This window comes from Thermococcus sibiricus MM 739, from assembly GCF_000022545.1.
Taxonomy (GTDB): Archaea; Methanobacteriota_B; Thermococci; order Thermococcales; family Thermococcaceae; genus Thermococcus_A; species Thermococcus_A sibiricus.
In genome coordinates, this window is record NC_012883.1 from 507460 (window position 1) to 521467 (window position 14008).

The following is a 14008-nucleotide window of genomic DNA, read 5'->3' on the forward strand; positions in this document are numbered from 1 at the left end:
ACTTTACTTTGTGGCTTTTGTTATTCCCACGTCTTTCACAAGCACGTAAGGAGTAAACACGGGTGTGTTAACCTCCCACCAGTGGATGTGGTAGAGATCTTTCCCTAATGCTTTAATGCTCTCCAAAATGTGCTGGAAGTTGTCACTTACCCTTATGTTTCTTATGGGCTTAACAATTTCACCGTTTTCAATTAGGAATGCTCCATCCCTTGGTATTGTTGAGAAATCTCCGGTAACGTAGTTCTGGAACCTTGTGTACCATACGTTGGTAATGTAGATACCGTGCTTAACTTCGCCAAATATTTCATCTTTTGAGTAATCACCGGGTTCGAGATAAATATTCCACGCTTCGGGCATTAGTAAACCAGCATTTGCTGTAGTCTCAGTCTTGTACTTTCTTGCAAAGCTCGTGTTGAGGAGGTAAGTTTTGAGTTCTCCATTTTCAATTATAGTGGTTTCTCTTGTCGGAACGCCCTCATCGTCAAATTTTCTCGTGCCATAGGCATTCGGCATGTTTCCAATGTCCTTAATTGTCACGTTCTCATTTGCAACTTTCTGCCCCAGCTTGCCCACTAAGAAGCTAAACCCTGCCTCAACTGCAAAGGCGGAGGTCATAAAGCTCATGTAACTGAGAAGGTTTGCAAATGCCAGCGGATCGAAGACAACCTCAAAAGTTCCTGCTTCTCCTTGTATTGGATTGGTAGCGAGTTTGGCTATTTCTCCCGCTTTTCTTCCAGCACTTTCGGGGTCAAACTCCTTGAGAATTCTTACGGAGTTTGTACCATGTCCACTTTCTTCGTCGCCTATGAATGCCCTAACACTTATCTCTATCCCAGTTCCTTCGTCAAAAGCTTCAACACCGTTGTTTGTGGTAAGGTAGAGCTTGTTATGCTCTGTGTAAAGAACTCCTGCAACCCTTTTAGCACCCTCCTCAAGCGCAGCGTTTATTGCAACCTCTACGTAGTCATTTGGCTTGTCTAATTTTACTATCGCTTCATCAAATGTCTCTGGAATATCTTTATACTTAAATGGGCCTTCTGCTATACCATAATAATCTTCTTTAGCCGCGAGGTTTTTAACACTCTTCATCAGCATCTGTAGAGTCTTTTCTATTGTGTTCTCATCTAGGGCAGTTAGTGTTGTGGATGCCAATCTTTTTTGATACTCGACGAAGAGCTCGACCTTTTGTGTGTGCCAGTTCTTTGCAACTGTTATCTCATTGTTGGCAAATCTCACCTGTCTTCTGTTTTGTTCATGGGCCAATACGACGACATCGCCAAAACCAAGTTCTTTTGCTTTTTTCAAGATTAATTCGTTAACTTCGAACATCATTTTCACCTCCTCAAAACGACCTCCCTAAGTCTCGCAGGTGCTCCACCCATCCATACTGGAACTCCCTGTCCAGGTTCTCCTTTTCCGCATGTACCGGGGTAGAATTCGATTTCTTTTCCAACAGCATCGACGCTGCTCCAGAGGCCTTTGGTGGTTATTTCAAGAATCGGTTTTCTTACGGGATGCTTTATTTCGCCGTTTTCAATGAGGTATGCCTCTCTCCCAATGTATCTCTGCTGGAATCTTCTGTCATCAATGTTCCATTCATTAAAGCTTACCATGTAAACACCCAACTTCACGTCTTCGATGAGTTCTTCGAAAGAATGATCTCCGGGAGCGAGGTATGTATTTGCCATTCTCACTATGGGCTCGCGGTTGTAATTTATTGCTCTAGCTGATGCGTTTGACTTCATTCCAAGGTATGCAGCATACTCTCTGTTCATTAAGAACTCATTTATTATCCCATTTTTAATGAGATATCTAGGCCTTGCCTTGACACCTTCATCGTCGTAGAGATAGAATCCCCAGCTGTTTGGAACAGTGGGATCTTCAATAACTGTCACTAATTCACTTCCAATCCTTTCTCCAAGCATTTCTGGTTTAACAAAGCTCTCTCCAGCTTGAGCAGCTTCTCTTCCCATTATTCTGTCTAGTTCGTATGGGTGTCCAACGCTCTCATGAACAGCTATTCCAGCTACTTCGGGACTTATTACGACATCAACCTTTCCTTCTGGTGGTTTTTGTCCCTCTTTTATTAGTTTTTGGAGAGCTTTAGCATCTTTGGCGGCCCATTCCCATGGTTGATCTTTCTCAATAAGTTCAAGACCTCCAGAAAAGGCCCTTTGAACGAAAGGAGCCTGTTCCATCTGTCCTTCTTCAAAGACAACGAGGTTATATGTTACGGAAACTCTTGGGATAAAACTCGCAACAAATGCACCTTCATTGTTCATGAAGATCTTGTGCCACATGAAATCTCCATACCTTAAAAAGCGCATTGGTGTGGTCACACCAGTTTCTTTTACTTTTTCTTCAATAAGTTTCAAATAATTCATCTTTTCCTCAGCACTGATGTCTCTAAAGTCTTTTTTCATTTTCACTTCATAGGAGACTTGGTGAAAGGTCTCCTCACTAAACTGAATTGGCTTGTTTCTTATTTTTGCGGCAGCTTTTGCAAGCTTCACAGCTTTTTTCACGGCTTCGCTCACGCTTTCTTTCGTTAACACGTTTGTGGAGGCAAAACCCATTCCCCCCTCTACAAGAACTCTGATCCCAATTCCCCTGTCGGCCAAAATTCCAAGCCCTTCAGGATTGCCATTTTTCATAACGATTTCAGTCCCATTTTTCTCCTCAAACCTTGCCTCGGCATAGCTGGCCCCCATTTCCTGGGCCTTCTCAATGGCAAACTCAACAAGCTCATGCATGTACATCACCTCGAATTAATGCATATTAAAGTCCTTCTTTGAAGTATAAAATCGTTTCGTTTCGATGGATGTTGAAGCGAAAATAATTGTCTTTTTATTTGAAATCTTATCCTTTAGATAAGGGATAGTGTCTGTTTTAAAAGAAGAGAAAGAGAAAAAAACTCAAATTTCCCCTGCCAACCATAGTAATACTCCTTTCAGGAATGGCCAGTTGCTATCTATGTATCTTCCATAGTAATCATCACTGATTGCTTTGCTTGATCCATAAGCCACAATTTTTCCGTTTTCAACTTCAACAGCAGCTGCTACGATTGGTTTTGAGCCTTTTTCTTTTGAAATCTCATTATTTTCACCCTCGGCATAGGAAGTTTCATATCCTCTAATGAGCCATATCGCGTTTCCGCTCACATCTAAGGTGTCGCCATTATAGTAGAGTTGAGAGCTCTCGTTGAGGAATTTCATTGCTGGATGGTTAAGATTGAATTCACCTACTAGTGGAAAGTAGGGTCTACCCGTATTTCTTTCATCGTCCATAAGTTCATCATCGTTGAATCTGATACCAAACTCCTCAGTAACCTTGTTGAGGCTTCTGTAATAAACGAAGGCGTACCAATCGCCGGTAATAAGTAACCCTCCTCCATTTTCAACCCATTCTTTGATTGCTTGGGCTTCTTCGTCCGTAATGTCGGATCTTGGATTTGTAATGATCAGCACATTATAGTAGGAGAGAGTTTCAGGTGTTAACTTCTCATTGTTCACATCCACCATCCATCCTAGCTCATCTTCCATTTTAGTTATTAGTTTTTGAAGTCTTTGGTCATTATAGTGCTGTCCGTGGCTCGAGTCAACAAGGACTCTCACTAAGGAGATTTGAGTCTGGTTTCCAGGTGATTCTTTAGCTCTAATAAGAGTCTCATTGAGAATAGGCATTATTTCATTTATTCTGTTAATGGTTTCTCTTGTCAATAAGAATGCATTTCGTATATATGACATCAGGGGGTAAGGATACAAGGGTCTTATGTACCTGCCTTTGATTTCTAGGTATTCTGAGTAATATTCTTCTATAAGCAGCATGCTGGCGTCTATAGCTCCTATCTTGTCTTTGAGCGGCCCAAGGTCAACCCCATATTCTTCTAACTCTGAAATGATATCTAAATATGAGGAATATTTCTCATCTAATAGAGGTTTGAGATAGGTGACGTATCTAATATCATAGAATGTTGTGAGTCTGCTCATTATATCCATTGGGTGTTCAACCACTTTTATAGTTGAGTACTTAGTGTCATAATCTCCTAGTTCGGCTTTTATCTGGTGTGTGCCAAGGGTTTGGAGTGTGTATTCATAAGAAAGTTCTTTTGATGAATTAGCCTTCATTAAGATGGTTTCATTCTTGAAAAGTTGGCCATCCACATAAATTAGAAAAGTGACATTTTCATCAAGGATTTTGTTATTTTGGAGTATTACCTTTATTTTGAATGGCTGGTTTCTAAAGGCAGACTTCGGGACATTAAGGCTGGATATACTGATAGGAGACCGGTAGACAATTTCAAGGTATGGTTTTTCATCTGTATATGATGTCTCCTTTGAGGCAAAATAGATGTAGTCTTTAATAGGTTCATGACTTAAGTTGGAATGAAGCATGAAACTAACTACTTTATCTCCCTCCATCTCACTCTTGACGAAATCTGTTACATTCCATGAATACCACTTGTATACACTCTTTCCTAACTGCCAATCCAGAGCATTAGTAAGGTTTTGAGGCTTATTGGTCCAATTTATGGTATACTCATTCCAGTTATCAGCGACCCCATAGACCGTTATATTGTGGGTTTTACTTCCCTCGTGATAATAGGCATACAAGTTAAGAGTTACACTTATAATAAATTCTGGTGGAATCCCGAGTTCACTTAAGTTGAACTTTAGATATGCTCTCTCCTCGCTTCCATAATATGTGCCCACTCTAAGCCTGTATGCCTTATTATCCACGTATCCCCCCCTCATCAATCCATCTATCGTCGGTGGGGGTTATGCTTACTGTATGTTGGAGCGAATTATCGCCTTTAACAAAGCCCATTGAAGTTCCTGGCACTAGACTTAGTAATAAAACTAGGATTAAAAAGAAGCTCCACTTCTTCATGATATCACCGAAATATGTAATGTACATCCATGTTATTAAATTTTCTCTATTAAACATGAGTGAACATGTATCATCCACGAGAACAAATTTAATTAGGTAAAATACCAAAGATAAAATTGGTGATTGCATGAGCATAACAACCAAAACCGGAGATAAAGGAACCACGGGAATATTCACTGGAGAGCGAATAGTCAAATTTTCCCCAATAATCGAGGCTAACGGCACTATAGATGAGTTGAGCTCATTCTTGGGAGAAGCGAAGCATTATGTTGATGATGAACTTAAGGAGATTCTGGAAAAAATCCAGGTTGAGCTTTATTCCCTCATGGCCGAAATTGCGAGTAAAGGGGAATACAAAAAGGTTGGAGAAAAGGAGATATCCCACTTGGAGGAGCTCATCAGAAAGTTTGAAGAGGACGTTAAGCTTGAAGGCTTTGTTATCCCGGGCTCGACACTGGCGAGCGCAAAACTTGACGTATGCCGGGCAGTGGCCAGAAGGGCAGAAAGGAAGGTTTCTAAGGTGGTTCTGGAATACGGAATTGCCGAGGATGCTCTAAAATATCTCAACCGTCTGAGCGACTTGCTTTTTGTAATGGCCCGTTATATTGAGCTCAAAGAGGGAAAAATCAAATATGCGAAGTGAGGGATATGGAAAAGATTATTGGCATACTAGGTGGAATGGGCCCGCTTGCAACAGTTGACCTATTTAGGAGAATAGTTATGAAAACACCAGCGAAAAAGGATCAGGATCATCCAAGAATCATAATTTACAATAACTCCAAAGTTCCGGATAGAACAGCATACATTCTCGGTAGAGGAAAAGATCCCCTTCCAGAGCTCTTAGATAGTGCGAGAAAGCTTGAGAAGTGGGGGGCTGACTTTATAATAATGCCATGCAATACGGCCCATTTCTTTGCAGAAGACATTCAAAAAGCCATTAATATACCCCTTATAAACATGATTGAAGAAGCTGCCGAGCACATAAAAAATTTGGGCCTAAAAAAAGCCGGACTTCTGGCAACAGAGGGAACTGTGAAAGGGTTGGTCTACCACAGAGCGCTCTTGAAGAGGGGGATTGAGATAGCAGTGCCAAATGAAAAAGATCAAAAGGCGCTGATGGATGCGATCTATGAGGGCATAAAAGCTGGAAATCTAGAATGGGGAAGGCAGAAGATGCTCGAAGTTGCCAAGAAGCTTGAAAAAAGGTGTGATGGGTTGATAGCAGGCTGTACTGAAGTAAGTGTAGCTTTAAGGCAAGAAGATTTTGAAGTTCCTTTCATAGACCCCATGGATGTTATAGCTGAAAAGGCTGTGAAACTTGCTTTAGGCCTATAGCCATTCTCTTTTAGGGACGACTTCTTCCGGGAGGGAGGGATCCAAACATTCTAAAGGTGAGCACCGAAAGGTTTAAATACTCTTGCTAGTAGTAATAAGTGGTTCGAAAATTTGAAAAGTAGCCTCCGATTCCGGGAGGATATGGGGTAGTGGCCGTGTGAACCGGCCGGTGAGAGTGAGGTTACTGGCAACAGGATGCCGGATGAACTCTCACGAAACCCCACCAGTAAGGTCGGGGTAGTTCACAGCCACTCTTTTCTTTTGAAGTAGTATAACATTCCGAGGGCTATTGCAAGCATTGCTAGGATGATAAGGGTTGACCTCCTCCCCGCCCTAAAGGGCGAGGCTTTCAAAAGAAAAAAGTAACCTATTAGTTTTTCATTCAAGGATAACCCTTGGAGGCATTTAGCAAAGCAAAGTATTTAACATCAATTGCTTTGTTTATTACTAGGTAATAATGTTGATAGAATGGAATGATTATTTTGTGAAGGAGCTCAAAAGGCGGTTTATGGAGAAGTATGGGGAGAAGCCCCTAGAGGAGGCCTTTCCTGTAAGAGATACGAAGAAGTGTTGTTTAATAGAAGAAAGGGAGAGAATTAAACTGGAGTTGCCAGATGTTGAGAAGGTAAAATGGAATCTTTTATCCTCCCTATCATTATTACCTGGAGTTGGACCTCGCACAGAGATGAAACTCAAGGAGAGAGGTTATTCCACTCTAAAGGACCTTATGAAGCACCCCAGATTTGAAAATGAGGCTTCTAGAATATTGAGGCTTTTAGAGGAACGCCGAATTCATGAAATTGTGGAATATATAGGGAGAAGGTTCAAAATGTCACATCCTCTCATTCTTCACTGTGCCGCTTTCCACGATCTAGAAAAGTTTCTTGTTGTTGATATCGAGACATTGGGCCTTTTTAATTGTCCAATAATTTTAATAGGAACAGGAGAGTTTAGAGGTAATGAATTCATCGTAAAACAGTATTTTGCGAGAAATCTGAGGGAGGAAGAATCTATAATTCGGATGTTTCTCGATGCAGTTAGAGAAAAGGAGGCCCTGATAACCTTCAATGGGAGGCGGTTTGATGTTCCATTCATTCAGGAGAGATTACAGCATTATGGAATTGAAGAGAAGCTTGAATTGCCGAACTATGATATTTATCTCTTTTCTAGGGGCCTGGTTGTGGGAGTTCCTGATCATAGGCTACAAACTCTTGAAAGGTATTTATTGGGGATTGAAAGAGAAGATGATGTTCCAAGTGCTCTAATACCTGATTTCTATTACTATTATTTAAAAACTGGAAAGGCTGCTCTGGCAATCCCAATAATAAAGCACAATGCTTTGGATATAATAACAACTGCAAGGCTTTTTGATATGTTGCTTAAGACAATTAGAGACTGATATATTCCGCCTTAAAGGGGCAAAGCTTTTAAATAGTAAAAATTTTAAACAACATAAGAGGTATAGAAGATGAAAAAATGGAAAATAGTGGCAATTTTTCTTGTGTTTATTCTATTAGCTTTCTACTTTGGAAGTTTTGGCTTCGGAAAATCAGAAATACACTCCTCAACACAGGTAGGAGCGGCATCCACAAAAAACGCTACTTTCAAAGAGGGGTTTTGTGTGTATCCCGATTCAAAGTTTGGAAGGGTTGTTGCTGAGGAGCTACAGAATAGGGGATACGAAATCTCGGTTATTGGGTCTCCTGCAGAATGCAATAGCCAGTTCCTCGCTGTTTGGGTTGAGGAGATAAACACAACTTATTCTCCTTTTGTGGCAAAGGGGGCAATTAAAGTGAAAGCAGTTTATTCAAGCCTCGGTAAGCCAGATCACTATCTTAAGTATTTGAACGCCACCGATAAAGAGCGGGAATTAATAACCTTTATTTCCAATGTCGACGGAGAAATGCAAGGATATCTAGTTGCCTATGTAACGGATTCTTCTAAAGGCCTTATGAGCTTTAGATGGTATCAGGAACATCTTATGGAGGAAGTCGCGAAGAACCTGATTAATTCTTTGGTTAGTGCTATTGAGAATGCCAAAATAAGGAAATGATGAAGTTGTAAAGAATCCCACAATTGCAGTTTTGTCTGGTACTCTATGATTATTCATGGGGAACTCCTAGTGGTTGTGAAACTGCTTGAGAAAGCTTTGGAAGTGTTTTATTTTGGGAGAAGTGTTGTTCTGGGGCCGGGGCCGGGATTTGAACCCGGGCTAGGGGATCCACAGTCCCCTGTGCTAACCAGGCTACACCACCCCGGCCATGTCCACTTTAGCTATCTGGGATATATTTATAAACTTTTCGCCAAAATACCTCCAAAAAAGGCTAATAAAGGGGCGTTAGTGGATTAATCAATTTAATTTCCTCCATATTCATCAACTTGATTTGAGGGGGTGAATAAACGATGAGGGCAAAGCGAGAATCATTAAAAATTCTCATCAATGCCATTAAAGAGAACAAGGTTGATGATGATATAATTGACCTGCTCTTTCTGATAAATTCCATAAATGGGGTTTATACTACAAGCTCATGTTCAGGAAGGATGGGTGTGATAGAAGAACCTGGGATAGGGGTCAAACCTCTCGCAAGATGGTTGCTTAAGGAGCACAGGCCCGTCACTTTTGAAGAGGTCAAAGAGAGCTTAAAAAACGCTCAAAACGGCATTATATTTCTAAAGGTTCAACCTCCAATCTTTCATGTCGTTGCGGAGAGCATGGAAATAGCAAAGAAGATTCATGAAATTGGATTGGCCTCTGGCTTTAAATACACCACCTTCAAAGCTCTCAATAAAGGAAGGATGCTTGTGGAGATAAATGGGACCGAATACCTAACAGTCCCTCTGGGAATGGATGGAAAGACTTTGATAAGCGATGAATACCTTGAGTTTTCGGTTAAATTGGGTAACAAAATGCTTGAGCGGAGTAAGTCTCGACTTCCAAGACTGGAAGAAAACTTCAAAAAATTAAAGGAAGTACTTGGGGAGGATGAGCTGTTCCACGAAATAGTGGAGGATTAATCCTCCCAGGGCTCTGTGTACTTAAGGGCCCATCCAAATTCTTCTTTTAGGATGTCTATAGCAGCATATGGGGGTATAACTGACTTTTCAGTGATTATCACATCTATATACTCTGGTGGAGTCACATCAAAGGCCGGATTCTTTACAACAATGTTTTTCGGCCATGTTTCGAGTTCTTCCTTTGGAACCACTTCATACGGATCTCTCTCTTCAATTTCTACTAACTGTCCCAGAAGAGTCTCTGGGTGGAATTTATATGTCTCAGCAGCGATCATTACCCAGACACGATGTTCTTTTGCTGTTAAGGCTAGTAAAGCTGTTCCTACCTTGTTAATCACCGCACCGTTGGCAGTTATTGAATCTGCACCCATTACCACTTTGTCCGTCATTTTCATATAGTGTCTTGCTGCACCATCCACAACATAGATGACAGGAATTCCAGCTTCTGCTAACTCTTTGGCGGTGAGTTTTCCTTGATAACGGGGCCTAGTCTCAGTAACGATTACTTTGATATCTTTGCCATCTTCCCAAGCTCTTCTCATCACACCAATTGCTGCTTTTGAGTGACAGTGTGTCATTATTATATCTCCATCTTCAATTCTCTTTGCTCCAAATTCTGCTATTCTTTTAACTGCGTTTTCCGAGTTGTGTATGAACTCCTTCGCAGAGTTCATGATTACAAACTTAAGTTCTTCTAAGCTTGCTCCGCCGCTATATGCGGCTTTTGCACGATAAGTGACATATCTTAGTGCATTTGGGAGAGAAACAGCGGTGGGTCGTGTATGGTATAATAGTCTAGCGGCCTCTTTAGTTTCATTCCAGAGTTCATCAGCAGTCTGTGCTTTGCTTTTTTCAGCTTGAATTTGTAAGGCTAAAGCTGCCGATCTAGCTATCTTCCCAGCACCTCTTATTTCCATTGTCTTTATTTTATCTGCGATATCTAAAACGTCTTTGACTATTTTCATCTTAGTCCCTCCTTAGACTGGTTTAATATTTGGATGTGAAGATTTATATATCTCACCCCTACATTGCGGAATTTCTGTGCATTGACGTTTTTATATGTCCTTTGATGTACATAAAATAATGTGGTATTGTGACTTTACAAATATAAAGGGCATTTCCGACCAACGCCGAAAGCTTTATATTTAATTGTCACAAAACTATCAATGCATAGAATAGACCATGTGTTCATTTCAGTACATTAAATAAAGGATTAGGGAGGAGAATAGGATGGAGCTTGAAAAAAGACTTAAAGAGAAATTAGAGGCCCCAACCTTGGATTATGAAAAATACTTCTCAAAAAAGGCGCTTGGAATGAAGGCTTCAGAGATTAGAGAGCTCTTGAAGCTTGTAGAAAGTTCAGATGTAATTTCGCTGGCGGGAGGACTCCCAGCACCTGAGACATTCCCTGTTGAAATAATCGAAGAGATTACAAAGGAGGTTCTTAAGGAGCATGCTGCTCAGGCTCTTCAGTACGGAACTACCAAGGGATTCACCCCATTAAGGCTCGCTTTGGCAGAGTGGATGAGGAAGAGATACGAAATCCCAATCTCAAAGGTTGATATAATGATTACTAGCGGTTCACAACAGGCCCTTGACCTTATTGGAAGAGTTTTCATAAATCCGGGAGACATTGTTGTTGTTGAAGGGCCCACTTATCTGGCAACTCTCCAGGCCTTCAAGTATTATGATCCAGAATTAGTCCAGATTCCCCTCGATGATGAAGGTATGAGGGTAGATCTCCTTGAAGAGAAATTGGAAGAGCTGGAAAAGGAGGGTAAGAGAGTAAAGGTAGTTTACACAATTCCAACGTTCCAGAATCCCGCTGGAGTCACCATGAGTGAGAAGAGGAGAAAGAGGCTCCTTGAACTAGCATCCCAATACGACTTCATAATAGTTGAGGACAATCCTTATGGAGAGCTTCGCTACTCTGGAGAACACATAAAGCCAATTAAAGCATGGGATGAAGGGGGAAGGGTACTTTATCTGGGAACCTTCTCAAAGATTCTGGCCCCAGGATTTAGAATTGGGTGGATAGCTGGAGAGCCCCACTTCATAAGAAAATTGGAGATAGCAAAGCAGAGTATTGATCTATGTACTAACACCTTCAGCCAAGTAATAGCTTGGAAATATGTTGAGGGAGGCCACTTGGATGCTCATATTCCAAGGATAGTTGATTTCTACAAGCCTAAGAGGGACGCCATGTTAAAAGCTTTGGAAGAGTTCATGCCCGAGGGAGTTAAGTGGACAAAGCCTGAGGGAGGAATGTTTGTCTGGGTCACACTACCAGAAAGCATTGACACAAAGGCAATGTTCGAAAAGGCTGTTAGTAAAGGCGTTGCATATGTCCCGGGAGAGGCATTCTTCGCTTATAGGGATGTGAAAAACGCCATGAGGCTTAACTTTACCTACGTTTCTGAAGAAAAGATTAGAGAAGGTATTAAACGTCTTGCAGAGGCCATAAAAGAGGAAATGAAGAAGTAGCAAAGGTTATTAAGAAGGACTTCCAACTCTCACTGCCCGGGGAGTACCGCCGAAGGCGGAGTCGATGAACTCGGGCGGGTTATTACCCCTTTTTTATAGTCAATTGCCGAAAAGCTTATAATGTATTGGTGTGAGGAATTAACTATGTTGGAAAAAGAGAAAGAAGCTCTGGCGAAAAGAATTGCTGGAGAAATTACGTTATCCTCTGACCCTGGAAAAACAATGAGAAAATGGAGAGAGATATTCGGTATAAGCCAAACTGAGCTCTCGAGCGAGTTAGGTGTTTCATCTTCGGTGATCAGCGATTATGAAGGTGGGCGAAGAAAGAGTCCGGGTGCTTCCACAATTAGAAAGTTTGTTGAGGCCCTTTTAGATATAGATGAAAAGAGAGGGGGCAATGTTATAAGAGCTTTTAGCAGGACTATTGGCAGTGATTTACCAACTAATGCTATTCTTGATATAAGAGAGTTTGCCTTTCCAGTCACGATTAAAGACCTTTTGGAAGCGATTAAAGGTGAAGTTACTGCCAATGAGGATTTGCTTAGTAGGAAAATTTACGGGTACACTGTAATAGATAGCATCCAGGCCATACTCGAGATGAGCAGTGAGGAATTCCTAAAACTCTACGGTTGGACTACAGAAAGAGCTTTGATATTCACAAAGGTAACCACTGGGAGAAGTCCAATGATAGCGATAAGAGTTCAGGGCCTGAAACCTGCAGTAGTTGTTCTTCATGGTGTGAAGAAACTTGATGAGCTTGCCGTAAAAATAGCCGAAAGAGAAAGGGTGCCATTGTTACTTTCGCATGCTAAAGATGAGAATGAGCTTATCTTAAGCTTAAGAATGCTTGTAGAAAAAAGTGAAAAAAGCTAAAATGGGAGTTCTTTTTTTCTCCAAATTCCTTCTTGAGATAATTTTTTTAGTCTGGAGTTTATATGTAGGAGTGTCTCACTTAAAATCTGACCGTTGTCGTACTCACTTATTATTTTTTCAAGCTCTTCTCTTGAGAGTTTTTTCATTTCTCTGGCAAGTTCGGTCATTCTGGGGTAGGCTCTAACGATATTGTCAACTATTGTTATATCGGCCATCCTTGCGCTTCTGGAGAGGGGATTGAGGTCAATCGTTATCACGAATTTGCCCATGGCAACCAATGCTTCAGTCCTATCGCCATCTTCAAGGGGGACAACCACGACATCCGCTTTCCATATGCCCTCTTCATCGACTTTTCCTCTCTCACTTTCCAGATTTGGAATCTTCTTGGTGGGATTTATGCCGAGAAGCTCTACATTAGGATCATATTTTTTCAATTCATCCGCTATTGCTTTAACTCTCTCCTCTGTTCTGTAGAAAAGGTTTATTTCCAATTTCGCATCCAAGGCTTTTGCAAGCTCCATGGTTTCCTTAGGGACAAGAGCCGCCACGTTACCATTTACTGAGACCACCGGATGTTTGGCTAGTAGGAGTTTTGCAATTGCTGCCTTCATGGCCTTCTCTGCGGGTTCTATAGTTTTTTCTCCAATTAAGTAGTCGAAGGCTTCTCCCCGTCCGTGGGCTATTAAACCTGCTTTGGCAGTCATTCCTTTTTCTAGGCCCTCAATGACCTTTTCTCGGTAATATAAGCTCCAGTATCTTGGATGACTTTTAGGTATTTTTACCATTTTTTCCACCAGTGGGAGAATAGACTGGAAGTATAATAAGGTTAACTACCATTGTTTTTTCCTATCTCCCAAAAATACTTTCATAAATCCGGAGAACTCCTCTCTTCTAAAATCTTCGTAGAGTTTGTTGGTTTCCTCCTCGTTCAGCCACTCTAAATCCTCTGGAATTCCTTCAAAAAAGTCGTAGTATATTTCTTCCCCTTTTCTGGCCACGTTTAGGGTGTATATTTTTTTCTTTAGTTCCTGAGCAGTTTTTATTTCTCTCACAACCAATGAAGTAAATTTACCAACTATGCCAATAGCGACAAAGATCTCGGCATCTTTTATCATATGCTGGGTAGGTTTTAGTCCATATTCAGAGGGTAGTATGAAATTGTTGGAGTTCAGTCTCTCCTCTATGATTTTTAAAATGGCTCTTTCGGTCTGGGTGTGATAAATAATGGTGGGCTCGCTTATATATATTGGAACTCCATGCTTTTCCTTCCTTCTTCTTAAAAACTCAAACATTGGATCACCTCAGGTGGGGATAAAACGTCGTCATCATTCGGCTGGGATGACACTCATCATCGGTTCGCAACTCAAAAAGCCCTATTAGGGCTTTGTTTCCGAAATTGGGCCCAATTACG

General features: G+C 41.2%; 15 protein-coding genes and 1 tRNA gene. 7 read left to right on the top strand and 9 right to left on the bottom strand.

The genetic code is table 11. The features are described from left to right. Positions 1-3 precede the first annotated feature (3 nt). From TSIB_RS02675 to TSIB_RS10380, 4 genes are all read right to left on the bottom strand, one after another. On the bottom strand, positions 4-1329 hold the full coding sequence (locus TSIB_RS02675; RefSeq protein WP_048160796.1) for a TldD/PmbA family protein: 1326 nt from the start codon (positions 1327-1329) through the stop codon (positions 4-6). Positions 1330-1334: 5 nt separating this feature from the next. Beyond that, positions 1335-2753 (bottom strand): TldD/PmbA family protein, encoded by a 1419-nt coding sequence (locus tag TSIB_RS02680; protein ID WP_048160217.1) that lies wholly within the window; start codon positions 2751-2753, stop codon positions 1335-1337. A 162-nt stretch (positions 2754-2915) separates the two neighbouring features. After that, complete coding sequence (locus TSIB_RS02685) at positions 2916-4739, bottom strand: DUF4350 domain-containing protein (RefSeq protein ID WP_052293217.1); 1824 nt, start codon at positions 4737-4739, stop codon at positions 2916-2918. Beyond that, positions 4732-4890, bottom strand: coding sequence for a hypothetical protein (locus tag TSIB_RS10380; protein ID WP_187146414.1), 159 nt, complete (start codon positions 4888-4890; stop codon positions 4732-4734). The genes TSIB_RS02685 and TSIB_RS10380 overlap by 8 nt, the downstream gene beginning before the upstream one ends. Before the next feature lie 127 nt (positions 4891-5017). Here TSIB_RS10380 and TSIB_RS02695 point away from each other — a divergent pair, with 127 nt between their 5' ends. Both TSIB_RS02695 and TSIB_RS02700 read left to right on the top strand, forming a co-directional pair. After that, entirely contained in the window at positions 5018-5533 is a 516-nt protein-coding gene (locus TSIB_RS02695; protein ID WP_015848827.1) for a cob(I)yrinic acid a,c-diamide adenosyltransferase, read from the top strand. 5 nt (positions 5534-5538) lie between these two features. After that, complete coding sequence (locus tag TSIB_RS02700) at positions 5539-6225, top strand: cysteate racemase (RefSeq protein WP_048160219.1); 687 nt, start codon at positions 5539-5541, stop codon at positions 6223-6225. A gap of 242 nt (positions 6226-6467) precedes the next feature. Here TSIB_RS02700 and TSIB_RS10385 read toward each other — a convergent pair whose 3' ends face one another. Further along, entirely contained in the window at positions 6468-6611 is a 144-nt protein-coding gene (locus TSIB_RS10385) for a hypothetical protein (protein WP_015848829.1), read from the bottom strand. Between the two features lie 74 nt (positions 6612-6685). Here TSIB_RS10385 and TSIB_RS02705 point away from each other — a divergent pair, with 74 nt between their 5' ends. After that, positions 6686-7624, top strand: coding sequence for a ribonuclease H-like domain-containing protein (locus TSIB_RS02705; protein WP_052293218.1), 939 nt, complete (start codon positions 6686-6688; stop codon positions 7622-7624). Positions 7625-7693: 69 nt separating this feature from the next. Continuing rightward, complete coding sequence (locus tag TSIB_RS02710; RefSeq protein WP_015848831.1) at positions 7694-8278, top strand: hypothetical protein; 585 nt, start codon at positions 7694-7696, stop codon at positions 8276-8278. Between the two features lie 130 nt (positions 8279-8408). Here the strand turns inward: TSIB_RS02710 and TSIB_RS02715 are convergent. Then, positions 8409-8485 (bottom strand) — tRNA-His (locus TSIB_RS02715). Positions 8486-8628: 143 nt separating this feature from the next. On the opposite strand from TSIB_RS02715, the gene taw3 reads away from it, so the two are divergent. Further along, the gene (gene taw3 / locus TSIB_RS02720) at positions 8629-9240 is read left to right on the top strand and encodes a tRNA(Phe) 7-((3-amino-3-carboxypropyl)-4-demethylwyosine(37)-N(4))-methyltransferase Taw3 (RefSeq protein WP_015848832.1); all 612 of its coding nucleotides are present in this window, start codon (positions 8629-8631) and stop codon (positions 9238-9240) included. On the opposite strand, the gene TSIB_RS02725 is transcribed toward taw3, so the two are convergent. Continuing rightward, entirely contained in the window at positions 9237-10205 is a 969-nt protein-coding gene (locus TSIB_RS02725; RefSeq protein WP_015848833.1) for a ribose 1,5-bisphosphate isomerase, read from the bottom strand. The genes taw3 and TSIB_RS02725 overlap by 4 nt on opposite strands. Before the next feature lie 265 nt (positions 10206-10470). On the opposite strand from TSIB_RS02725, the gene TSIB_RS02730 reads away from it, so the two are divergent. Further along, positions 10471-11724: an aminotransferase-like domain-containing protein gene (locus tag TSIB_RS02730; protein ID WP_015848834.1), complete on the top strand. Its 1254-nt coding sequence runs from the start codon at positions 10471-10473 to the stop codon at positions 11722-11724. A gap of 144 nt (positions 11725-11868) precedes the next feature. Beyond that, entirely contained in the window at positions 11869-12597 is a 729-nt protein-coding gene (locus tag TSIB_RS02735) for a helix-turn-helix domain-containing protein (RefSeq protein WP_015848835.1), read from the top strand. On the opposite strand, the gene TSIB_RS02740 is transcribed toward TSIB_RS02735, so the two are convergent. Both TSIB_RS02740 and TSIB_RS02745 read right to left on the bottom strand, forming a co-directional pair. After that, complete coding sequence (locus tag TSIB_RS02740; RefSeq protein WP_048160220.1) at positions 12594-13382, bottom strand: 4-phosphopantoate--beta-alanine ligase; 789 nt, start codon at positions 13380-13382, stop codon at positions 12594-12596. The genes TSIB_RS02735 and TSIB_RS02740 overlap by 4 nt on opposite strands. A 45-nt stretch (positions 13383-13427) precedes the next feature. Beyond that, the gene (locus tag TSIB_RS02745) at positions 13428-13889 is read right to left on the bottom strand and encodes a hypothetical protein (RefSeq protein ID WP_015848837.1); all 462 of its coding nucleotides are present in this window, start codon (positions 13887-13889) and stop codon (positions 13428-13430) included. Positions 13890-14008 lie beyond the last annotated feature (119 nt).